Annotated in this window: 19 protein-coding genes; 13 read left to right on the top strand and 6 right to left on the bottom strand. The window is 45.7% G+C overall.

Annotated features, from left to right (window positions below; genetic code table 11):
• Window positions 1–428 precede the first annotated feature (428 nt).
• The gene (locus tag AC5ZC7_RS21260) at window positions 429–731 is read left to right on the top strand and encodes a YtxH domain-containing protein (RefSeq protein ID WP_496156881.1); all 303 of its coding nucleotides are present in this window, start codon (window positions 429–431) and stop codon (window positions 729–731) included.
• A 122-nt stretch (window positions 732–853) separates the two neighbouring features.
• Here the strand turns inward: AC5ZC7_RS21260 and AC5ZC7_RS21255 are convergent, their stop codons facing one another.
• Window positions 854–1,582: an SRPBCC family protein gene (locus AC5ZC7_RS21255; RefSeq protein ID WP_496156882.1), complete on the bottom strand. Its 729-nt coding sequence runs from the start codon at window positions 1,580–1,582 to the stop codon at window positions 854–856.
• A 219-nt stretch (window positions 1,583–1,801) separates the two neighbouring features.
• Between AC5ZC7_RS21255 and AC5ZC7_RS21250 the strand changes: the two genes are divergently transcribed.
• Together AC5ZC7_RS21250 and AC5ZC7_RS21245 are read left to right on the top strand one after the other, a co-directional pair.
• Window positions 1,802–2,656, top strand: coding sequence for a 3-keto-alpha-glucoside-1,2-lyase-like domain-containing protein (locus tag AC5ZC7_RS21250; RefSeq protein WP_496156883.1), 855 nt, complete (start codon window positions 1,802–1,804; stop codon window positions 2,654–2,656).
• Window positions 2,657–2,887: 231 nt separating this feature from the next.
• On the top strand, window positions 2,888–4,111 hold the full coding sequence (locus AC5ZC7_RS21245; RefSeq protein WP_496156884.1) for a DUF4272 domain-containing protein: 1,224 nt from the start codon (window positions 2,888–2,890) through the stop codon (window positions 4,109–4,111).
• A gap of 47 nt (window positions 4,112–4,158) precedes the next feature.
• Here AC5ZC7_RS21245 and AC5ZC7_RS21240 read toward each other — a convergent pair whose 3' ends face one another.
• Both AC5ZC7_RS21240 and AC5ZC7_RS21235 read right to left on the bottom strand, forming a co-directional pair.
• Entirely contained in the window at window positions 4,159–5,328 is a 1,170-nt protein-coding gene (locus tag AC5ZC7_RS21240; protein ID WP_496156885.1) for a hypothetical protein, read from the bottom strand.
• A 147-nt stretch (window positions 5,329–5,475) separates the two neighbouring features.
• A complete protein-coding gene (locus AC5ZC7_RS21235; RefSeq protein WP_496156886.1) occupies window positions 5,476–7,227 on the bottom strand; it encodes a DUF885 family protein in 1,752 nt (583 codons plus the stop codon).
• 195 nt (window positions 7,228–7,422) lie between these two features.
• Between AC5ZC7_RS21235 and AC5ZC7_RS21230 the strand changes: the two genes are divergently transcribed.
• Window positions 7,423–8,133, top strand: coding sequence for an RNA ligase family protein (locus tag AC5ZC7_RS21230; RefSeq protein WP_496156887.1), 711 nt, complete (start codon window positions 7,423–7,425; stop codon window positions 8,131–8,133).
• Complete coding sequence (locus AC5ZC7_RS21225) at window positions 8,102–9,220, top strand: AAA family ATPase (RefSeq protein WP_496156888.1); 1,119 nt, start codon at window positions 8,102–8,104, stop codon at window positions 9,218–9,220. Before AC5ZC7_RS21230 ends, AC5ZC7_RS21225 begins: the two co-directional genes overlap by 32 nt.
• 120 nt (window positions 9,221–9,340) lie before the next feature.
• Here AC5ZC7_RS21225 and dcd read toward each other — a convergent pair whose 3' ends face one another.
• Window positions 9,341–9,877: a dCTP deaminase gene (gene dcd, locus AC5ZC7_RS21220; RefSeq protein ID WP_496156889.1), complete on the bottom strand. Its 537-nt coding sequence runs from the start codon at window positions 9,875–9,877 to the stop codon at window positions 9,341–9,343.
• A gap of 112 nt (window positions 9,878–9,989) precedes the next feature.
• Between dcd and AC5ZC7_RS21215 the strand changes: the two genes are divergently transcribed.
• The 7 genes from AC5ZC7_RS21215 (at window position 9,990) to lpdA (ending at window position 18,075) form a co-directional block, all read left to right on the top strand.
• A complete protein-coding gene (locus AC5ZC7_RS21215; RefSeq protein ID WP_496156890.1) occupies window positions 9,990–10,610 on the top strand; it encodes a 4'-phosphopantetheinyl transferase superfamily protein in 621 nt (206 codons plus the stop codon).
• A gap of 33 nt (window positions 10,611–10,643) precedes the next feature.
• The gene (locus AC5ZC7_RS21210; RefSeq protein WP_496156891.1) at window positions 10,644–11,138 is read left to right on the top strand and encodes a shikimate kinase; all 495 of its coding nucleotides are present in this window, start codon (window positions 10,644–10,646) and stop codon (window positions 11,136–11,138) included.
• 1 nt (window position 11,139) lies between these two features.
• The gene (locus tag AC5ZC7_RS21205; RefSeq protein ID WP_496156892.1) at window positions 11,140–11,532 is read left to right on the top strand and encodes a DUF423 domain-containing protein; all 393 of its coding nucleotides are present in this window, start codon (window positions 11,140–11,142) and stop codon (window positions 11,530–11,532) included.
• Between the two features lie 14 nt (window positions 11,533–11,546).
• Window positions 11,547–12,959: a CocE/NonD family hydrolase gene (locus AC5ZC7_RS21200; protein ID WP_496156893.1), complete on the top strand. Its 1,413-nt coding sequence runs from the start codon at window positions 11,547–11,549 to the stop codon at window positions 12,957–12,959.
• A 103-nt stretch (window positions 12,960–13,062) separates the two neighbouring features.
• On the top strand, window positions 13,063–15,720 hold the full coding sequence (locus AC5ZC7_RS21195) for a DNA translocase FtsK 4TM domain-containing protein (RefSeq protein ID WP_496156894.1): 2,658 nt from the start codon (window positions 13,063–13,065) through the stop codon (window positions 15,718–15,720).
• A 133-nt stretch (window positions 15,721–15,853) separates the two neighbouring features.
• Window positions 15,854–16,513, top strand: a complete 660-nt coding sequence (lolA1, locus tag AC5ZC7_RS21190) for an outer membrane lipoprotein periplasmic chaperone LolA1 (RefSeq protein ID WP_496156895.1) — start codon at window positions 15,854–15,856, stop codon at window positions 16,511–16,513.
• A gap of 155 nt (window positions 16,514–16,668) precedes the next feature.
• Complete coding sequence (gene lpdA, locus AC5ZC7_RS21185) at window positions 16,669–18,075, top strand: dihydrolipoyl dehydrogenase (protein WP_496156896.1); 1,407 nt, start codon at window positions 16,669–16,671, stop codon at window positions 18,073–18,075.
• A gap of 113 nt (window positions 18,076–18,188) precedes the next feature.
• Here lpdA and AC5ZC7_RS21180 read toward each other — a convergent pair whose 3' ends face one another.
• Complete coding sequence (locus AC5ZC7_RS21180) at window positions 18,189–20,954, bottom strand: S8 family serine peptidase (RefSeq protein ID WP_496156897.1); 2,766 nt, start codon at window positions 20,952–20,954, stop codon at window positions 18,189–18,191.
• A 718-nt stretch (window positions 20,955–21,672) separates the two neighbouring features.
• Between AC5ZC7_RS21180 and AC5ZC7_RS21175 the strand changes: the two genes are divergently transcribed.
• On the top strand, window positions 21,673–22,500 hold the full coding sequence (locus AC5ZC7_RS21175) for a M57 family metalloprotease (RefSeq protein ID WP_496156898.1): 828 nt from the start codon (window positions 21,673–21,675) through the stop codon (window positions 22,498–22,500).
• 146 nt (window positions 22,501–22,646) lie between these two features.
• On the opposite strand, the gene AC5ZC7_RS21170 is transcribed toward AC5ZC7_RS21175, so the two are convergent.
• Window positions 22,647–23,669, bottom strand: coding sequence for a histidine kinase (locus tag AC5ZC7_RS21170; RefSeq protein ID WP_496156899.1), 1,023 nt, complete (start codon window positions 23,667–23,669; stop codon window positions 22,647–22,649).
• Between the last annotated feature and the right edge of the window lie 123 nt (window positions 23,670–23,792).

Genomic DNA, 23,792 nt, shown 5'->3' with positions numbered 1-23,792 from the left:
TAATTGTTTAATATAATAGACAATCAGCTAAATCCCCTCTGGTATTGATTTACAGGGGGGATTTACTTTTTAATAAAATTTATTATTTCATTTCTTTCAATAAAGTTTGAAAAATACGGGAATGTAATTATTTTACTGCTCCGTTTGACTTTTATAAATTCCATTATCTAATACGCTTATCTTATCCACCTGCCGGGGCAATGTCAATTCTGATGTTGTCCTGGATAGCGTCTCCTTCGATGTTTTACGTTATTGAAACTTATCTTTTGACTTCTTTAATAGCAGGTGGTTTTTCCTTCCCTTTATTTTAATAACATTTCTTTAAGACCAACTCCGGCTTTGCTGGCCTGATATTTGAAAATTTTACCAGCAAGTGTGAATGAACTACGCACCGGAATCATTTGTTAAACCATAAAAATCCAATAACTATGTCTACAACGAAATTTTTAGCTGGCGCTATAGCCGGGTTAACTACCGGATTAGTAATCGGATTATTGACAGCACCGGATAGCGGCGATAGAACCCGCAAAAAAATTAAAACCAAAGCAGACGACTGGCGCCATAAAATCAATGGCCTGGTAGGAAAAGGAGGAGAGGATTTATCGGAGTTGAAAGAAGTATTTGAACATGAGATCAGCGGTTTACAGGATGATGTTCGTGAGCGTGTGCTGAAACTGATTAACAAAAGTCAGGGAACGTATAACAGATTTAAAAGAGAAGCATTGTCATAAAGCGGAAAGCATAGAGGTAAAAGCAAAAAGCTATTGAAGCGAATGATCATGGTGGATATTTCAATTACTCCCCTTTAATCATTTGCTTTAATAGCTTTTTGCTTTTACCTCTATGCTTTCCGCTAATTCGCTATTTCCCCTGTTTCCATGTAATTCTTAAAGCGTCTCACGTCTTTCACAATCATATTTTCGAAAGCAGGATTCAATAGCCACGCCAGCCCGGAGCCTACGTAACCTGCAGGCGGCCGGTAGGTAATCATCACATCTATTTCCGTACCGCCATTAAAGGTTTCCCGGAAAGTAATTCTGCCAGCAGTAGCAATAGAAGATCCGGGCAGGGAACGCCAGCCAATAATTTCACCGGGCACCTCTTTCACAATTTCTGCATCCCACTCCAGTGTACCAATCCCACCAGGCCCCTTTACGATCCAGTGAGAATGGAAGGGATCCGTTTCCTCTACAGATTGCAGATGTTTCATAAACACAGGCAGGTTGTTTAATTGCCGCCAGAAATAATACACTTCTTCCTTCGGATTATCAATGCTGATTGCTGTGCGGATATTCACAGCAGCAGTGTGCCGGTCTGGTTTTCTTTTGCCAATCAGCCCATTGATGAGGTCATTACCGCTAATGCCCCGGTATAGCAAATAGCCCGCGCCCAACAGCTTTAAAAGGCTGCCCACAGGGCTTTTATCTACTTTGCTGATAGCATTGCCTACCAACCAGGCCCCCGTAAAAATAGAGACAATTCTGCCTTCCGGTGTTACATTAATAATGTTTGAACCTTCATATAATGAGCCCGCTTTGGGTTGTTCCGTGTACCGATCATGTTGTTGCGTAAAGGAATTCATATATACAGTTTGGGGAACCTACAGCGAAAACCCTGCACTTTTATGCAGATGTGTTTAACTGATTGATATTTAGGTAGATAGATGCACGCTTCGTTTGCCTGTTCGTGTGGCACATCCGGCACGGTGCGTATTTTCTTACACACTCTATTATCCCGCCGGGAAGGTAACTTGGATATCTCTTCACTATCTGCTATCTTAACCGGCCAAATCAAAGAACTTATGAAAAAAGCACTGACCGCGTTATTATTACTGGCCGGATTACACAGTTCCGCGCAAAAAGAAATAGCCCCCAATAAGTGGCTTAAACTCTTTAACGGAAAAGACCTCACCGGATGGGACGTAAAAATAGCCGGCCACGATCTGAACGATAACTTCGGTAATACATTCCGCGTAGATAGCGGCATGATGAAAGTTTCCTATGATCAATACGACGATTTCAAAGGACAATACGGTCACATTTTCTATAAAAAGAATTTCTCTGCCTACCTCATCGTGGTAGAATATAAATTTACTGGCGACCAGGTGAAAGGCGGTCCCGGATGGGCGTATCGTAACAGCGGTATCATGCTCCATGGACAAACTGCTGCCAGCATGAAAAAAGACCAGGACTTCCCGATTTCACTGGAAGATCAGCTGTTGGGCGGTAATGGCACAGATCCACGTTCTACCTCTAATCTCTGTACACCTGGTACCAACGTGGTCATGAATGGTAAACTCATCACCGACCACTGTATCAGCTCTACTTCCAAAACCTACCAGGGCGATGTTTGGGTACATGCAGAAGCCCTTGTTTTGCGCGACTCCGTGATTAAACATATCGTAGACCGTGATACCGTGATCGTCTACAATAAGCCACAGGTAGGCGGTGGTTCCGTTTCCCATGCAGATCCGGCCCTGTTGCAGGAAGGTCGCTTATTAAGCGAAGGATCTATTTCCCTGCAAAGCGAAAGCCATCCGGTGGCATTCAGAAAGGTAGAATTGTTTGATCTTTCTCCTTATGTAAATGACCCCGTTAAACTGAATAAAATCCTGCGCCTGCTGCAACATCGTGCAGACGGTAAAAAGGGTAAGTAATAATACTACTATGACGGTGAGGCCTTGGTGGTCTTGGCGGTCTGGGGGGCCTGGGTGGTAAACAACCGGCTGCCAGCAGTAATGCACAGACAGCCAGGGCTGGCAAGGTTTTTCTTTTCATCACTTCCTGGTTTATAATGGACAGAATAGCTACGGATTCACCGGAATAAGGCAAATCCAATACCATATTTGCCCGGTTTGGACTACCTTTGACCCCTCGAAAAAAACAGCATGGAAAATTGTACCCTCTATACGCACGAGATAGACATGGAGAAAGTGCTAACCCGCATGCGGGCGCATTTTGGAGAAAAGGCAGTAAAGGTAACAGGCGCCGGAGAGCACCATTGGGAACAGTTAACCATTACATCCGGTAAGAAATTATTACGTAAAGGGAATACCCTTACCATCCGGTATCGTCAGCGGGCCATTCCCGGCTATCAGCTGGTGAGGAATGATGACCCGGTTACCATCAACCTGTTGGGCATGTACGGCTTTGTGCAGCAGCTGCCCGCGGAAAACACCCGGTTACAGGAATTATTGTTGGCCAAAGTGGCCACCATCAATACAGAGGTGATTTTTCTCGCAGAACCTTCCTTTAATGGAGAGCTGAGAGCCGCTGTCATGGAGCTGGCGAAAGAGCTGGATGGCTTCTTCTTTTGCGAAAAGAATTTCATATTCGATACAGATGTACAAGGCTTCTGGGATAACACAGGCGCCTTGCTACTCGATGTAAACGGACATTCCACCGCAACCAATCTCACAGTAAATATTCACTCCGCTTATTTCGACAGCCAGGAAACACCGTCCACCACTGCTACTACCCGAAAGCAACAAAGCATGGCACAGTTGAAACAGCTGAATGTGAAAACAACACCAAACCTGCCGGTCATCATTGATGAAACCCAGGTAACACTGCGTTCTGCCAGGGAAGTGGCGGAGCGGGTAGTGGTGCTGGCAGCTGTAAATACAGTGGCCTTTGATTATCTCGAGGGAACTGTGGTGATCAAATATTTACAGCAAAATCAACTTTGGGATAAAACAACACCTGCTGAAAAAGCCTTCCTGGCAGATCCACAGGAAGGGCAGAAAACAAGGGAAACATGGAAGTGTGAAGATATATGGGTGCTCCTCTGGGCTTTAAATAAAGTGCCTTCCCTGGGAGAAATAGATACACTCTGCAACCTTGATATGGTACCGGAAGAGGAGTTCCCTTTCCGTGGCCCGGATAGCGATCCTGCCGCCTTCCTGGCTACTGCTGACAACTTACGTACAGCCCACGAAATACTGGATGCAAACGATTTGTATTACCGCATTAACTGGGCTTGTGTAGATGCCCGTTTGAATGGAGGAGAAACACCCGCGCATCCCGGTATTGTATATGAAAGACATTATGCCCTGAACTGGTTGATTAACTACAGAAACCAGGAATGGGATGATGTGAGTTGTGATACGTGATTTGTAAAAGCGCCCCCGGAAGATATTTACCGGGGGCTACTATATGATTATTTAGTACTTAGCTGTTCCACTTTTTCGGTAAGCTGCTGTACTTGTTTGTTGAGCTGAATAATATATAGCATCTGCTCTTCTACTTTTTGTAACAACAGTTTATTCATTTCTCCCAGATCTATACCTTCGGCTTTTACTTCTTTTTCTGCCGGAATTCCCGGTAAATGTTGATGCTGGCCGATATACTGTGCTACTTCCTGTATAGATGGTAACGCATAATCGTGATGGAATACGAAGTCGGCCCAGGTTTCCTGCGTAACTTTTACCTTTCTGCCGCCGATAGTGCCGTTTACTGCCAGTTTATACCCCTGTTGGGCGATAGGACCGCCTATGAGCACATCCCCGTCCTTGGTTATTTTCATTTTTACACCGGATGCATTTTGTACAGTCATAAATTCCCAGGCGGTATTGGCGCCATTGTCTATATATAAACCTCTTTTAAGCGTATTGGATGGTTCATCAACAGCCCCCGGACCGATAAAGGTAACCGGACCCAGATGCTTTGTAATTCCTGACCCGTACGTAGTAAGATCACCGGTGGGGCTCATCTGTAGGAGTGTTCCGTTGGAATTGGAAAAAATAAATCCTCTTACCGTAGAGTTGTTGGAAATATTTACGCCATTGTCGTTCACACCAATGTTTAAATTATACCCCGAAGTACAGGGACCTGATCCAAATAAAATCTGCTGTAATCCATTAACAATATGCAAACGCGCTCCCGGCGTGTTGGTGCCGATACCCACATTTCCCAGGTAGTTAATTCTCATTCTTTCGCTTAAATCCGTCTGCACTCCTGCTGGAGAGGTGGAAAAAGCAAGGTCCATGCCTTGTATCAATGCGTTGTCAGGGGCGTAACGGTTAATTCTTTCCGCCCGGATGCGTGCACCCACTTGATTAGGCGTCATATCACGGTAGGTATGAAAGTCGATATTGTAGCCACCTGCAACACCACCAACCGGCACCGCTAATTTTCCGGTATCTCCCGCAAAACCGATTCGGATGGCCGAACTATCTAGTTGGGATGATATGGCAATATGCAATTTGTTTGTTGGTGAAGTGGTGCCGATGCCAACATTCCCGGAAGCATTAATCTTGTTATTATAGGTTTGGCCAGATGAAGCCATGGCAAAAAGCAAGCTCACACTCACTAAAAAGTTGAATTTCATGTACAGAGATTTTTAAAATATGGGGATGACAAATAGTTAATTAATAAATATAGGTTTACTGGTTAACTTCTTTACAGGGCAAATATAAAATAAAAACGCATCTCTTTTTGTTTAAAAGAGATGCGTTTTTATTAGATAAGTTGATCATTATTTCAACATCAGCAACCGGATATATTTCACCGGTGCGCTGCCATAACTCAGGAATTTCTCATTAAATGCTTTCAAGCTGTAATCCTTGCCCTGCTGCTCTTTGTAAGCTCTTCGCAGATCAATGATTTCTTTGTAGCCAGTGAAATAGCTGGTTAACTGTACACTGGTTACACTCACTCTTTTCCATTTTCCAGCTGCTTCAGCCGCCTGTTGGAAGGCTTCTTTTGTCAGCAGATGGATGGCGTCTTCCTTACTCATGTCTTTCACATGTACGCTGTAATCCAGGATGGTATTACATACCGCGCGGAGGTTCCATTTATACCACATCAGCCACATTTCCGGTGCATCGTTGCCATAGCCATTTTCCAGCATCATTTGTTCGGTATATACCGCCCATCCTTCAATCATGGCGCCATTACTCATTAATGATTTAATGAGGCTGGGAGATTGATTGGCATATACCAGTTGGGTATAGTGGCCGGGAATAGCTTCATGGATATCGAGTATCTGCAGGATATACTGATTGTATTCACGCAGGTAACTTTCTGCTTTATCTTTTGGCCATCCTTCCAGGCTGCCTACATTGTAATAGGTATTGCCGCCTTTATCGTAAGGGCCTGGGGCACTGATAGACGCGCCGGCCACACCCGCCATGTACGCTGGTTCTTTACGCACTACCAAAGGCTTGGACGGATCAATGTATAAGAGATCTTTTTCTTTGATAAAGGCAATGAGTGTAGGGAGTTGCTTTTCGATGGCGGATTGGAATTCTTCCGGCTTCACGTGCTGCACGGAAAGGGTGTCTATCATGCGGCCTACTAACTCAAGGGAATCCGCAGGCATCGGTGCATTGCCAAAGTATTTGGGCCACAGTTGCCGGCTGATTTTTGTCATCTCTCCATGGATAAATGCTTTACGGGCAACCGCTGAATCATAGATTTGAGCCGCCGTAAAAGAGGATTGTATGTCGAAGCCAAATTTCTTGTTGTACAATGCTTTGCCAAGTCGGAAACTCCGTGGGTTGGCAGGTTTCAGCGCCTTTAACCAGTCGGCATAATCACGGATAGCTTTGGCGGCTGTTTTGGCGTTAGCCACCATAACAGCTTGTTCCGCTGTAGGAATACTGGTTTTCTTTAAAGAATCAGCAAAGTCCTTTTCAAAAACAGACAAGCCGCCGTTGTTCTGATCTATAGCCAGCGACGTTAATTCAGGAACAGGGTTGTTGATTTGTTTTTTTGCGGCTTCATAGTAAGCGGGCACCCGCTGTAATCTGCTGCCAAAGCTACGCAACCTGGTTTCCAATGGAGCGTAGTTTTCATTCAGGATAAAGGCAAAGGTGTTACTAACGTTAAAGGAAGATGGATCCCATTCATTGCTCTTTTGCTCATTGATGGCCCATTGCACCGATTGCAGGTAATTCTGCATCAGCTGGTAATCAATTTGGTTGGCATCACTCAATGCTTTGAGATCAAATGATTTGAGCGAGTCCAGTTGTTGTTTCGCAAAGGCCAGTTTTACCTGCGCATCTGCACTATCTGGTACTATTAATACGCTGTCATAAGCATGATACCCCACGCTGGTAGCCCAGTCGGGACTTATTTTCCAGAGGTTATCAATAAACCGCGCTTCATACTGACGGAAGGCATTGTTCAGCGTGCTGTCGGACCCGTTAGACTGCTTGCTGCCGCTGTTGTTGTTACAGGCAGCCATTGCGGCCAGGGCGGTGGCACAAAGGAAGAGTTTTCTCATGGCGTTAGATTGGTGGTTGTTGTAAAAAAGCCTGCGTAATATACTATTAAATTATTTTCTTTATTTTTGCGGCTCATTTAATAAAACAACAAACACCTTGCGCCATGTAATCTCACAGGCATATTAACAAGTTCCTTTCGCCGTTCCTTCCCGGAACCGGCCTGTGATTTTATTGTTTAATTTAAACCCCATAACATGGCAATTTCTCAGAAATATGGCCGTACCTGGCATTATCCGTTTTCGCCGGGGACTACCAGCGATGACCGTATTCAATATGAATACTGGCAATCGTTGCAACAGATTCCCGTGCTGATTCATACGGAAAAACTGGACGGTGAAAATAATTGTCTTTCCCGCTACGGCGTATTTGCGCGCTCACATGCAGCGCCTACTACTTCTGCCTGGTCGGAAAGTATCCGCCGTTACTGGCAAAGTATAAAGAATGATTTGGGCGACCTGGAAATTTTCCTCGAAAATTTATACGCCATTCATTCTATTGAATATAGAAACCTGGATCATCATTTTTATGTATTTGGTATCCGGGAAGGAGCGCGGTGGCTGAGTTGGGAAGAAACCCATTTCTATGCCGCCATGCTGGACCTGCCGGTGGTACCGGAAATTAAGCGGATAACGCCACCGGCTACACGTAGTGAGTTCGAACAGGATACCCTGTCACTTGTGAACAGCCGGGGAACTTTTAATCCGCATGATGTACATACCGGCCAGCCGGCTACGATAGAAGGAATTGTATCCCGCAATGCCGCAGGTTATGCGGTCAGCGATTTTGCAAATAATGTGTTTAAGTATGTCCGCAAAGGACATGTAAAAACAGACCAGCACTGGACCCGTCATTGGCGCCGTGCCAGGTTAAATAATGAAGGAGGTAGTTATGTGGCAGCTCAGTGAAAATAAATCGTGGACGACGCTGGAACAAACCTTTGAATGGGTGCGGGTAATGCAACAGGTGCCGCAGGATGTCCGTCATCATGCGGAAGGAAACGTTGCCATCCATACACAAATGGTATTGGCAGCGTTGCAGCAGTTACCGGAATACCAACAATTATCGGCAGGAGATCAGGAGCTGCTATGGACAGCCGCCCTCCTGCACGATGTGGAAAAATACAGCACCACCGTAATTGAACCCGATGGTCGGATTACATCCGCCGGCCATGCCCGGAAAGGAGAGGGGAGGGCACGGCAAATCCTTTACCGGGAAGTGCCGGCACCTTTCGCCGTGCGCGAGCAAATCGCTAAACTGGTCAGGTACCATGGCCTGCCGTTATGGGTGTTCGATAAACCAGACCCGCAACGGGCTGCTATTATTGCCAGCCTGGAAGCAGATACCCGGCTCCTGGCATTGCTGGCCCGGGCAGACGCGCTGGGACGCATCTGTTCCGATCAGGCTGATTTATTGTACCGGTTGGATTGCTTTGAAGAGCTGTGCCGCGAAAACGGGTGCTGGGGACAACCACGTGCCTTTGCTACGCCGGAAGCGCGCATGTATTATCTCCGGAAAACGGATTCCCCACTGGACTACGTGCCCTTCCAACAGCCGCAAACGGAAGTGGTGATGATGAGCGGCCTGCCGGGAGCTGGCAAGGATACCTATGTGCAGCAGCATTATAAGCAGTGGCCGGTCATATCTCTCGATAATATCCGCAGGGAAATGAAAATCAGCCCAACAGATAAAAGCGGCAATGGGATCGTGATTCAGGCGGCAAAAGAACAAGCCAGGGTTTACTTACGCCGGCAGCAGCCCTTTGTATGGAACGCCACCAATATCACCCGGCAAATGCGGGAGCAGCTGATCAGTCTTTTTACTACCTACCAGGCGGCGGTAACAATTGTATACGTGGAAGTACCCGCAGAAAAATTGTTGCAACAAAACCGCCAGCGGGAGGAAGTGGTGCCTTTGGCGGTCATGGAACGTCTCATGGATAAGCTGGAAGTTCCCACGTTAGCGGAAGCCCATGTTTTGGAGCTGAAGGCATAAAGCAGAAAGCAAAAAGCTATTATAGCGAATGATCAAAGCGTATATCACCCGCTATGATCATTCGCTATAATAGCTTTTTGCTTTCTGCTTTAGGCTTTCTGCTTTTTGCTTTCTGCTCTCCTAAAATTCGTTTTTCCACATCATGCTCTCAACAGGCTTGATGGTGCGGCCGTTATATTTAGCGTTGCCTTTTTTATTGTAAAAAGTTTCTACTTCTCCTTCTACTACAAAGTAGATCAGTTGCCCGATAGGCATGCCTGCGTATATACGTACGGGTTGTGCGCAGGAAATTTCCAGGGTCCAGGTGTTGCAGAAGCCTACATCTCCTTTACCGGCGGTAGCATGAATATCAATACCTAAGCGGCCGGTGCTTGACTTACCTTCCAGGAAAGGTACATGGGCATGCGTTTCAGTGTATTCTTCCGTTACGCCCAGGTACAGGGTACCAGGTTGCAACACATATCCTTCTGCCGGTATTTCGAAATGCTCAATTTCATTGTGTTTGCGCGCATCCAGTATACGGTCTTTGTAGGTAGCCAGGTATTTTCCCAGGTGTACATCATAAGAATTGGTACCCAGGTATTTCCGGTCATAGGGAGCAATGACGATAGTGCCTTTTTCAATTTCCTCCAATATCCGTTTGTCTGACAGAATCATGCTTAGGTTCGTTTAGTTTTAATAGCTTTTTGGTTTTCAGCTGTTAGCATTTCGTTAAACACGTGCCGCCAAAAGCTGTTTTTTCTGCTTTTTTGCTTTAATTTGGCAAGATATGCCATTAATACGAACGATACAAATTGATCCGGAAACGAAGCTGGGTGTATGGAAGATAACAGAGGAGGAAGACTTTTTCCGGGAGAAGGTAAATATCAGCCCGTCGATTCATCATCCGCACAAGCGCTTGCAGCACTTTGCGGGCAGATATCTGCTGGTAACGCTTTTTCCGGCATTCCCGATTGGGCAGATCACTGTTACCAACAGCCGGAAACCTGTACTGGTATGCGATAGTTACCATTTTTCTATCTCTCATTGTGGCGACTATGCCGCCGCCATTGTTAGCACCAAAGCCGCAGTAGGCATAGATATTGAAGAGGTGAAGCAAAAAATAGAACTGGTATCGCATAAGTTCCTGTCGCCTGCTGAAAGGTCGTTTATTGATCCGGCGCATGAACTGACCCATAAAACCATTTGCTGGAGTGCCAAAGAAGCCATGTTTAAGTGGTACGGACGAGGAAGTGTTGATTTTAAGGAAAATATGAAACTGCATCCCTTTGTTTATCAACAGGCTGGTTTTATTACCGCCGATTTTAACAAACAGGATACAAATAGCCGGTTATATTTGCAATATATTATGGAAAATGGCCTATGCCTGGCATGGACTCATCCTGCGTGAGGAAAGAATTTATTAAGCACTGTTGCGTTATTTATGAAGATATATTTACTCGGTTTTATGGGTGCCGGAAAATCCTATTGGGGTAAACAACTGGCAGATCACCTGCATCTTCCCTACTATGACCTCGACGAAGTAATCGTAGAAGCGGAAGAAATGGCCATTGCCGACATCTTTGCCTCCAAAGGAGAAGATTATTTCCGCGATAAGGAAAGTAAACTGCTCCGTGAATTATCAGAACAGGAAAACTTCCTGATCTCCTGTGGAGGTGGTACGCCCTGCTTCCAGGAAAATATGGATTTCATGAATGATCATGGCACTACCGTTTGGATCAATCCTTCTGTGGAAGCCATGGTGGAAAGACTGCAACGTAAAAAATCCAAACGTCCGCTGATTGCAGACCTGGAAGATGAGGACCTGGTAGGATTTGTAGAAAAGAAAATGGCGGAACGACTGCCTTTCTACCAACAATCAAGGCACATAATTTCATCTGATAATATTTCATTGGATACCTTTACGCAAAATTTCTAGTATGCATAAGAGTTTTTTAGTTTGGGCGGCGGTTTTTGGCGCATTGGCAGTTATCTTAGGTGCATTTGGTGCACATAAGCTGAAAGAACTGGTGCCACCGGAAACGGTATCTACTTTTCAGACAGGCGTTACTTACCAGTTTTATCACGTTTTTGCGTTAATAGCTACCGGCATCCTCTTCGCACATATTCCCGGCGCTCAGCTGGAATGGGCTGGCAGATGCTTTATTATCGGGATCATTTTATTTTCCGGTTCCCTTTATGCACTTACTATGCTCAAAATGACAGGTAATGTTGGCCTGAAAGGAATTGGTATTGTGACACCTATTGGAGGTGTATTTTTTATAGCAGGCTGGGTAAGTTTGCTGCTCGGTGTTTTAAAAATAAAAGCATAAAGAGGAACGCATATATGTACAGAGGTTTTTGGGTGTTGTTGCTGGGAGTGCTGACAGGTTCAATGGCAATGGCCCAGGATAATGCGGGTATTGCCGGTAAATGGTATGGTACCTTCAAACGTTACTACGGTGATAAATATCGCATGATAGTACAGTTGGAAAAAGATGGCGCTGGCGGCTACAAAGGCCAGATGCAGTTACCTGACCTGGCAGAAGACGAAAAGTTTGACCTGGAAACAGTGGTGTACCGGAAAGATACCCTGCTACTGCGCATAGATGAGGTCAGGTTTTCCTACACCGGTGTATGGGATCCCGCTACGAAACAGTTCAAAGGCATCTCCAGCTTTGGCAACGATGAAAATGAAGTGAACCTGGGACGTAAGGAAATTACCCGCGCCGAACTGTACAAACGGCCACAGGAGCCTAAACCGCCGTATCCTTATTACACAGAGGAAGTTCGATTTAACAATATAAAAGATTCCGTATCATTGGCAGGTACCTTTACCCGCCCTGCTGCCGCTGGCAAATACCCGGTAGTAGTGATGATCAGCGGATCGGGACCTCAGAACAGGGACGAGGAAATGGCAGGCCATAAGCTCTTCCTGGTACTGGCAGACTATTTCGCACGGAATGGGATTGCCTCCCTGCGGTTCGACGACCGGGGAACCGGACAATCTACCGGCAGCTACTACGATGCCACGATCTATGATTTTGCGCATGATGTAAGTACCGCCAGCGCCTATCTGAAAAAAAGAAAAGATGTAGACCCGCTGAACGTAGGCCTGTTGGGACATAGCGAGGGTGGTATTGTGGCCCAGGTTGTGGCAGCAAACAATCCGGGCGTGGCTTTTGTAATATCCATGGCGGGCGTTGGGGTAACCGGCCGGCAACTGATTGATCAGCAAATGGCTATCAAACAAAGTATGGCCGGGAAATCTGATAGCTTTATTGTGGCAGACCGCCAACGGATGAAACCCTACTGGGACCTGCTGGCCGGCGATAGCGACATCGCCGTGATCCGGCCAAAAGCAGCCGCCATTATCAGGGAATTGTACCGTAGCTCCGATGCTACCGTAAAAAAAGAAATGACCGAAGAAGAGATGGTGAACAACGCGGAATTAAGCCCGGAGGCATTATCAATTTTGAAATACAATCCATTAACGTACCTTAAACAGGTGAAATGTCCGTTTATGGCAATTAATGGAACGAAAGATATACAGGTGGATGCCACTACAAATCTGAATGCTATTGAACGTGCATTAACCGAAAATGGAAATTTGCTGGTAACAATCCGTAAGTTTGATGGATTGAACCACTTGTTCCAACGTTGTAATACTTGTACAGCAAACGAATACGGAGAGCTGGAGCAAACCATTGATCCCCTGGTACCTGAATTCATCGCACACTGGATTTTACAGTTGCCATAATTCACCAGGTAGTCCCAAATTGAAAGTTATATGGCTGTCATCTGTTAGTAGTAGCGTGTTTGGCTATCCACTAAAGTTGGCAGCTGGCAGCTAAAAGCTAATTATGTCCAGGAATAAACTGAAAACCGAAAAACCGGAAAGCAAGAAACCAAAAGGCTCCACACCGAACCCTGATGTGCTGACGAAAGACAAGGAGCCCGAGGTAAAAGTAAAAGAACTGGTGAAAGATGAGCGTACCCATAAAGTTATGGGCGTGTTCTTTCTTTTGCTGTCTGTGTACTGTTTTATTGCTTTCACTTCTTATCTTTTTACCTGGGAAGATGACCAGGATAAAATATTCCACTACTCTACCCGGGAACTTTTCTTCGGTGACGTAAAAGTAGATAACCTGCTTGGTCGCCTGGGCGCTTATGTATCCCACAACTTCTTTTTCTATGGAGTAGGTATTGCTGCTTACCTGTTTTGCTATTTCTTTTTTATCATCGGTATTAACTTCATCGTAGGACGCCGCGTATTTCGCATCTGGCGTAACGTGAAATATATTTTGTTTGGTCTGCTCTTTATCAGCATGTCAATGGCATTTCTGGCCGGTGGAAACGATTTTCCCTGGGGAGGCGCCCTGGGAGATGCCCTGAACAAATGGACCTCCGGCTTTGTTGGTAAAACAGGTACCGCCCTTTTGCTACTGGTAGTAGGCTTCTCCTGGCTCATCTGGAAATTCAATTTTGAGTTCAAATGGCCGGAAAAGAAGGTGAAGGCTCCTAAACCCGTACCCGCCGCAGCTCCCGCCGCACCTGTGCCGGCAACCACCCCCGTTGCTGCAGCTCCTGCTGCCACACCTGTGAAGGAAGATCCGCGTAAAAACGGTTTGAAAGGAGAAGGCGGTGTGATGGTGATTCCACCACATGAAGAAGAGGAGGAAGACGAAGAAGACCTGCCACCCATGCAGTTGGTGGAAAGAGAAGATATCACCGTGATCCCTTCCCATGCGCCGTATATGCCACCAGTAGCCCCTGTAGCAACACCGGAGCCAATGGAACAATTTGAACTATCGCCGCAGGAAGAAGACGAGCCAGCCGAAGATGAAGATCCGGGACCGCTCCTGTATATAGAAGAAACGGTAGAACCAACTCCCCCTGCCAATAAGAAGAAAAATGGTCCGCAGGAAGTAGCATTTGAAATTAAACAAACCTACCAGGATGAAGAAGACGAGATAGAGGAAATTCAGCCCACAAGGCCCTTGGAACCGGTAGATCCCTACGATCCTTCGCTGGACCTGAGAGACTATAAGTTCCCGACACTGGACCTGCTGGAGAATCATAACGCCGATAAAGTAATTGTACAGGATACCTCAGAACTGGAAAAGAATAAAAACCAGATCATTGATACCCTGAAAAACTACGACATCTCCATACAGAAGATAAGTGCTACCGTAGGACCAACAGTAACACTGTACGAAATTGTGCCGGCAGCCGGCGTTCGTATCTCCCGTATTAAAAACCTGGAAGATGATATTGCCCTGAGTTTGTCGGCGCTGGGTATCCGTATCATTGCGCCTATCCCGGGTAAAGGCACCATTGGTATAGAGGTGCCCAATGTGAAGAAAACAATTGTATCCCTGAAAAATATGCTGGCCTCGGAGAAATTCCAGACCAGTACCATGGATTTGCCGATCGCCATTGGTAAGAAAATCGACAATGAAAACTTCATCGCCGATCTGGCAAAAATGCCTCACCTCCTCATGGCGGGTGCTACCGGTCAGGGTAAATCTGTTGGTATCAACACATTGCTGGTATCCCTGCTGTATAAAAAACATCCTTCCCAGCTGAAGTTTGTATTGGTGGATCCGAAAAAAGTGGAATTATCGCTCTACAAGCTCATTGAGAAGCACTTCCTGGCTAAATTACCAGGTGAAGATGATGCGATTATTACCGATACCAAAAAAGTAATTCATACCCTGAATGCGTTGTGTATTGAAATGGACCTGCGCTACGACTTGCTGAAAGAAGCCGGTACCCGTAATATCCGGGAATACAATGGCAAATTTACCCAGCGTCGCCTGAATCCATTGAAAGGTCATCGCTACCTGCCTTTCATTGTACTGGTGGTAGATGAGTTTGCCGACCTGATTATGACAGCCGGTAAAGAGGTGGAAATGCCGATTGCCCGTTTGGCCCAGCTGGCCCGTGCGGTGGGTATTCACCTGATCATTGCTACACAACGTCCGTCTGTAAACATTATTACCGGTACCATTAAAGCCAACTTCCCGGCCCGCGTGGCCTTTAAGGTGTCTTCCAAAATAGATTCCCGTACTATCCTGGATATCGGTGGGGCCGAACAGCTCATCGGACAAGGGGATATGCTCGTTTCCTTTAACGGAGAGCTGGTACGTTTGCAATGTGCTTTCGTAGATACACCGGAAGTAGAAAGCGTGGCCGAGTTTATTGGTAACCAGAAAGGCTACCCTGACGCGTTCCTGTTACCGGAATATGTGGACGACAAAGATCCGGATGGCAAAGAACTGAGCATTGCCGATCGTGACCCGCTGTTTGAAGAAGCCGCCCAGGTAATTGTGACCACGCAGCAGGGTTCTACCTCCTTATTACAACGCCGTATGAAACTCGGCTACAACCGGGCCGGCCGGCTTATGGATCAGCTGGAAGCCGCTAATATCGTAGGGCCCAATATGGGTAGTAAGGCGAGGGAAGTGCTGGTAAGAACAGAAAGCGAGCTCCAGGAAATCCTTAATAATTTGTTATAATATGTTAAGGTCTTTTGAAATTATTACCCTTTTTCAGGAAATATGCTGAATTTTGCACCCTGTAAAAGACCAACCCGCTATACCGGCATGGCATTTGTCTTTGCTGGATGAGCACAAACTAAAAAAAATTACGATGAAGAAATTTGTATTAACCGGAATGTTGTTGAGTGGTATCATTTTCAGCGGCATGACACAATCCAGGGGCGCCTCTGACCCCAAGGCAAAAGTTGTTCTGGATGGTGTTAGTAGTAAATTCAAATCATTAAAAACAGTAGTAGCTAATTTTATATTAAAAGTGGAAGGCGCTAACAACAGTGTATCTGATTCCAAGAAAGGAACTGTATACCTGAAAGGCGCAAAATATAAAGTAACGCTGCCAGGCCAGGAAATTATCAGCGATAATAAAACCTCCTGGACTTACGCCAAAGATGTAAACGAAGTAACCATCAATAACGTGGATCAGAGCAGTGGTTCCATGACACCTGCCAAACTGTTCACCAATTTTTACGATAAAGATTACCTGTACAGACTGGAGCCTGAAACCAATGAAAAAGGCAAAGTATTCCAGAATGTAGAGTTAACACCTACTGATAAATCCAAGAACGTATTTAAAGTAATAGTGTCCGTAGATAAGAAAAGCCAGAGTATCGCAAAAATGAAGGTTTTTGAGAAAAATGGTAATCATTACACCTACGAAATCACCAACTTTACACCCAATACCAACCTGAGCGATGCTACTTTCACATTTGACGCTAAGAAATATCCTGGCGTGGAGGTAGTGGATCTGCGATAGGCAGAAAAGGAAAAGCATAAAGCAAAAAGCCATCGGAGCGAATGATTAATGCGGATATTCGCGCTGGTCATTCGCTCCGATGGCTTTTTGCTTTATGCTTTGTGCTTTTAGCTTAATTATCTACCTTTGGCGAGTTCAATTTAAAATTAAACAATATGGCATACGACGTAATCGTAATTGGTAGTGGGCCCGGCGGATATGTGGCTGCTATCCGTGCTTCTCAGCTGGGATTTAAAACTGCAATCGTGGAAAGAGAGAGTCTGGGTGGTATCTGTTTAAACTGGGGCTGTATTCCAACCAAAGCTTTATTAAAAACTGCACAGGTCCTTGAATATGCACAGCATTCAAAAGACTATGGTATTACTATAAGTGATGCACAGGTGGACTTTGAAGCCGTAATCAAGCGTAGCCGCGGTGTTGCTGATAAAATGAGCAGGGGCGTTCAGTTCCTGATGAAGAAAAATAAGATTGATGTGATCATGGGCAATGGTAAAGTAAAAGCCAAAGGCCAGGTAGAAGTAACCGATAAAGACGGTAAAACTGCCGTACATGAAGCAAAACACATCATCCTGGCTACAGGTGCACGTGCACGTGAACTGCCTAACCTGAAAATAGATGGTAAAAACGTAATTGGTTACCGCGAAGCAATGGTATTGCCTAAGCAGCCTAAGTCCATGATTGTAGTAGGTTCCGGCGCTATCGGCGTTGAATTTGCTTACTTCTATGCTACCCTGGGTACCAAAGTAACCATCGTTGAATTCCTCCCACGCATTGTACCAGTTGAAGATGAAGATATCTCCAAAGAACTGGAAAAAATATACAAAAAGAAAGGTATCGATATCATGACCAACGCTTCTGTTGAAGCAGTGGAAGCTAGTGGTAACGGTGTGAAAGCGAAAGTTAAAACACAAACCGGTGAAATTACCCTCGAAGCAGACGTTGTACTGAGCGCCGTGGGTATTGCCGCTAATATCGAAAATATCGGTCTGGAAGGTATGGGTATTAAAACCGACAAAGGCCGTGTAATAGTAGATAAATACTACCAAACCAATATTCCAGGCATCTACGCTATCGGCGACATGGTTCCTGGTCAGGCCCTGGCACACGTTGCTTCCAAAGAAGCGATTGTTTGCGTGGAAGCCATCGGTTACAACGAAAAGAAATACGCACACAAACCAGCTACTATCGACTACATGAACATTCCAGGCTGTACTTATTGCGCACCTGAAATTGCGTCTGTAGGTTATACAGAGAAAGCAGCTAAAGAAGCCGGTTACGAAGTGAAAGTGGGTAAATTCCCATTCTCTGCTTCCGGTAAAGCTTCTGCAGCCGGTGCTACCGAAGGTTTCGTAAAAGTGATCTTTGATGCTAAATACGGCGAATGGTTAGGTACCCACATGATCGGGGCTAACGTTACTGAAATCATCGCAGAAACAGTAGTAGCACGTAAACTGGAAACTACTTATCAGGAAGTGCTGGACTCTATCCACCCGCACCCAACTATGAGCGAATCTGTGAAAGACGCGATAGAAGTAGCTTACGGCGAGGCAATACATTTGTAATAGCATAAAGCAAAAAGCATAAAGCTATTATAGCGAATGAAAAGAGCGGGTATTAATCTGCTTTGATCATTCGCTATAATAGCTTTTTGCTTTATGCTTTTGTGCTTTCCGCTCTACCGCCCCTGCTTTACGAATTGTTTGGCATACACCCGTTTCCCCTCTACATAAATGCTGCAATTGAAAACGCCATTCGGTAGCTGTTGTACCGGAATTACCTCCTGGCTGTCTTCCAGGTCGCGTTGCATCATAATACGGCCACTCATATCTGTAATCACCATCTTCCGGCTGCGTACCTGTTCATCTAAGATATACAGCTGTGAACTGACGGGGTTAGGGAACAGGAGTATCTTGTTGTTCAGGAAAATATTGACAGAAACAATGTCTGAATAAATAGTCTGCGCATCGGTGGTAAGTAGTCGTACGCGATAATGTACGATACCTTCTGAGGGCTGCTGATCCAGGAAGTTAAAATTCATTGCCTCGCCAATAGCAGTGGAATCCAACGCTATCCATCCTTTGGGGGAGTATCGCTCCCAGTATAGATTTTTGAGATGCCAGGTACTGCCCAGGGTAAGGGAAAGCAATACTTTGTTGTCGGTAGTTTTATCGGCGAGGAGGTTTTGCACGTAGCAACCCACTCCCTGTTGTGTGTAGTTGGTGGCGTAGCTGCGCATGCCTGTCCAGCCGGCAGGCGCTATAGGGCTTACTGCGAAGTATAGCGATGCGGCGGTGGATTTCGGCACAAAAATAAACGTATCACGGGTTTGGCTATACGGAATGAGGGTGGTACTTCCCAGTGTGTATAGCTGATAGGCTGATGCGCCGGGTTGCCCGTTCCAGTAAAGCAATACAGTATCGGTACAGTTAAAGCCGGTATGTATGTTCAGTTGTGGCGAAATGTAGCAGGGTGCGCTGATAAACGCCGTATCCGGCAATGTTAGCCTGAATAATACCCGCTGGAAGATGTTGGGCGTTATCCAGTTGTAAAATCCGGGCGCCACGGGTATATTTTGTGCAACAGGCAGCCACGTTTGTCCGTTGTCGATGCTGTAGGAAATGTCACCGTTACCACTATACGTAGTTTCCCATTGTAACGGAACATTTTGTGCTGCGCCCAGGATGTTCTCCGGGGCGGGGTTTTGCCATTGAAAGCGTTGCAGCGGTATAAATTCGTAAGCGAGGTAAAATGACTGGGTAGCAGTAGCCAGGGAGCTGCCTTTTACGCGCAGTTGCAGTGGTCCCGCTGCCGGATGGTCAATGGTGATTTGTTCGGTGTTATTGAGACTGTCGCGGCCACGTTTCGCCGCAGCGTTTAAGGAATCTGCTGAAGGGTAGGAGGAGAGTACCCAGGGGAGCCAGGTATTGCCGGAGGCAGTAGCTACCAGGTCCAGGTCATTTACAAGCGCTTTGGCGGCATTTACGGGGGCCGGCGGATCATTCCAGCACAACGTTATTTTTACTTGCTGTATGCCGGCCGGAACGTTGATAGTGAAGAGTGGTGACGTGCCATTGCTGACGGTTCCGGTCAGTACCCGGTTTTCCTGTAAAGTTTGTAATGCCGCTAATGCATGAAAGCGACCATACCCTTGCGTATAAGAGGGCGTTACACCAATGGCGCGTTTGGCGCTGTTGATGAGTACCGTTTTTACCAGTGCCGCGGGCATGGGGCTGTTGTGTTGCTGCTGCCAGGCGTCTTGCAGCAGGGCCGCTGCACCGGAAGTGAGTGCTGCTGCGCCGGAAGTGCCATCTTCGCCATAAGCGGTGAAGTCCGGTTTAATACGGCCGTCATAGGCCGGCCCCCGGGAGCTGAGTGCCATCACGTTTGCTGCTTCGTCTGTACCACCTACTACGATCACATTTTTTGCCTGTTTAAAGTTACCGGAGAGATTGGCATAGCTGGCAATGCCCTGGTAACGCCCGTCGGCCGGGCTGCTGTTACCAATATTTCCGGAAGAGTATACATGCACAATGGTATCTGCTTCATAGATCTGTTGATCATAGGCCGCCGCTTCTCCACCATAGTAATTTTCTATGCCCGTACCATACGAATGGTTTTGTACGGTGATACCGGATTGCCGGTAGTAGTTATCATCATCCGGGAATAAGCTGCTGTTGTAATCTGCGGAACTGAGCTTTACTTCCCGTGCCACACCTTTTCCCTGCTGACCACTGTTGCCGGCGCCACCAATCAGGGTAGCCATGATCAGGGCATGTGAGCTGCTTAGCGCAGAGGTGTAGGCAGAGGGCAGGTATCGTCCTTTTAAATCAATATCGGTGGTATCAAAACGATCTTCTTTAACGGAAACGGCTATACGCTTTCCTTGCAACAGCGGAAATTGTTGTTGTGCGATGAGTATACCATTAAGGGTAAGATTGCTGGTATTAATAATAATTTCAGGAGCGGGGCGTCGTAAGCGATCGGCAAAGAGGACGGCCGGCTGCCTGATAAAAGCCGGCCATTGTTGCTTTTGCACGGCTACTATGGCGGTAGAAAAACGATCAGAATACGTATGTATACCGGCATATGCCAACTGAGCATGTGGGGTATAAGATACCTGTACAATAATACTGTCGGTGTTTGCCGCTTTTTCTAATTGTGTTAATAACGCCCTGCTGGCTTTATAATTACCGTTGGCGGAATAGCAATAGCGGATACTGCTGTCTTTCGGAACGATTTTTAATATATAGTGATACCGGCTGATAGCTTGTACCAGCCCATGTTGCAGCAGTGTGGCCGATGCCGGTACCTTGTCGAATTTAACCAGGTAGGGCGGGCATGGGTGTGACCGGGAAAAAGTATCAGCCGCATATCGTTGCAGAATGCTATCGGTTGAAATTTTTTGCTGTGCAGCGGTACTATAACCGTAACATAGTATCAAAGTTAGCAGGGGCCATATTTTCAAGGGATTACATGTCATGGATAATGATAACAATAGTTCGGTGATATTGGGTTTTATGTTGTTGCTTAAAGCTACTGTATTTACTCCTCCAATGCAATTTTAGGGAGATAAAAACAAAATATTTTTTTTAAATAAAACGAAAGTTGTAATATTGAAAAAGGGAAATCCTAAGAGCAAATTTCGACAAAATCTGAACAAATCTAAACAACGATCTGGAAAACCATTTCACAAGGTAGTCAATCTGTAAAGCAAGTCTTATAGCCGGAAGTAGCCGGTATTACTGAATCATAGCCAAACCATTGAAAAGCTGATGCTGTATCATTACGAGCATCATAGCTGTTGTAATTATCCAAAAACGAGAGCACACTTCACCGTGGTTTTTTGGGATTATGAACAAAGCTGGAGCAGTTGCATTTGTGGCAATAAGCTGGGCATTATAAGTGTATAATATGCACTTATAAATTTGTCTATTGCTTCACCACAAATCATTGCGGACATTTTGTATCTGTAAAAAAGCCGGAAAGATGGCGCCAGCAGCTATCTACGGGCATTGTTAATATGTGTTGTTAGCACACATAACAAACGATGTATGCCCGGTCGGCATTGACTTGATGTATAATTGCTTGTTTACCATAACAGGTAATCAGAATATCTTTTCTAAACCCAAAAACAAAAAACAAAACCAAAATTTGAATCTATGAGAAAACAAACAATTCCTGTCCTTTGCTGCGTAGCAGCCACTTTCCTGTTTGCGTCCTGCCAGAAAAATGGCGCACAAAAGGAGGAAGTGAAACCCGATCCAGTATCAGCAGAAGTGTTAGCCCAAATCAAAGACAACGGTTTCAGTACAGATAATGTAGTGAAAACAGAAGATGGTTACCTGGTAGAAGGTGATATCCTGTTAACTGCCGATCAACTGAAAGTGAAGGTGGTAAGCCCTATACTCAGGGTTGCAAAAACAGAACAGTACCGCACTAATTTGCTGGTAACCGCTTTGCCACGCGTAATCAAAGTGAAAGTAACTAACCTGGGTACTGCATTTATCACCGGAACAGATACGGCTATTGCCCGCTATAACAGGCTGGGACTGCGGTTTACCTTCCAGCGTATTACCAGCGGCACTCCAGACATCACTATTAAAGGCTTCAATCAGGGCCCAAGTGGTGGTTATATCACGTTGGGATCGTCAGGTTTCCCTACCAGCGCCGGCAATCCTTACGGTACTATTAAGATGAACACTAACCAGTATGCTTATGGTTCCAATCCTAACGTACTGTATGTGGGCTCCGTTATTCAGCATGAAATTGGTCACTGTATTGGTATGCGTCATACCGATTATATGGACCGTTCCTACAGCTGTGGTGGTAGCGCTGTAAACGAAGGTGATGGCGGCGTAGGCGCTGTGTTTATTCCGGGTACGCCTTCAGGTCCGAATGCCAACTCCTGGATGCTGGCCTGCTCTAACGGCGGTAACCGCACCTTCAACGCCAATGATATTATTGCGCTCAACTACCTGTATCACTAATCGGTGCAGGAGCTAATCTGTTAAGGTATTTCCGGTTCCTGGAATTTTTTGATGCTGGAGCAGTATTGTAGCGGGATCTCTCTCCCGAAACTAATATTGTTATCAAAAAGTTTCAGGCCGGAAATACTGTCTGTAAAAGAGGTGGGTTATGCCTGTAGCTGTAAGGTAATCGCATAGGCGCCATTGTCCTCACTGATCTGCAATTCATATTTATCCGGATACAAATGATCCAGTCTTTGCCGGGTGTTCGCAATACCAATGCCAACAGGGGTATTATCCGATACCATCCTGAACAATTTATTACTGCAGAAAAAATGGATATGATTTTCTGACGTGGCCAGCTGAATGTTGATTTCAGACGGTTCATGATTACTGACCCCATATTTGAATGCATTTTCCAGGAAAGGAAATAACACCAGCGGCGCAATACATTTTATACCCGGACTACCGGTAACAGAAAAGTTTACCTGTGTTTTAGTCGTGAGCCGGAGTCTTTGCAAATCTATATAATCGCGCAGGCAATCAATTTCATTTTCAAGCAATACATAATCATGTCGCGTGTCTTCCGTCAGGTAGCGGAGCATCTTTGACAGCTTCATAATGCTCATGGCCGTATTTTCGTTACGTGTAATGGCCAGGGAGTAAATATTGTTGAGGGTATTGAACAGGAAATGTGGGTTGATCTGGGCTTTCAGAAAAGACAATTCAGCCTGTGTTTTACGGGTTTCCGCATACAGCGCCCGTTGCTCGGTTTGTTGCCAGCGCCGGGTAGTTTCAATAGCAACACTCAGTGAAATGGTGAGCAGAAAAAGGAAGTCGCTGACGATATCCACTTTCAGCGGTGGTAAAGGTGCTGCTTCCGGATGTCGTAACCGGCTGAACAAATGATCAAATGGCCGCATGTAGTTGATCATCAGCAGCAATAATAATACCATGAGGAAGTACAACACATACTGCTTGCGGAAGTACAGGCGGGGAAAAAGAAAGTACGTATGAAAGTAGAATAATGCTACATATGTTACCCCGAAAACCAGGTAATCTGTGGAAAATAAAATAGAAAGTGCCCTGTGGTCGCCTGTTTGCCCGCTGATAAAAAGTAGCGGTAAACTAAGGCATATCAGCCACCCTGTTATGTGTGCTATTACTACCGAAGATTTTAACCGGAACATTTGCGACAGATAGATAGGAGATGAAATTGCGGCAATCCATCCAGATGAGCAACGGTATCTCTGTAAATAGCGGGTTTGTGTCGATGAATCAGAGGAAACACCGGGTTATCTTTTCCTGCCTCC

The sequence above is a fragment of the Chitinophaga sp. 9-1-y genome (genome assembly GCF_059511905.2).
Note: the sequence above shows the minus strand (reverse complement) of the source record. Positions and strands in the feature narration are given on the sequence as shown.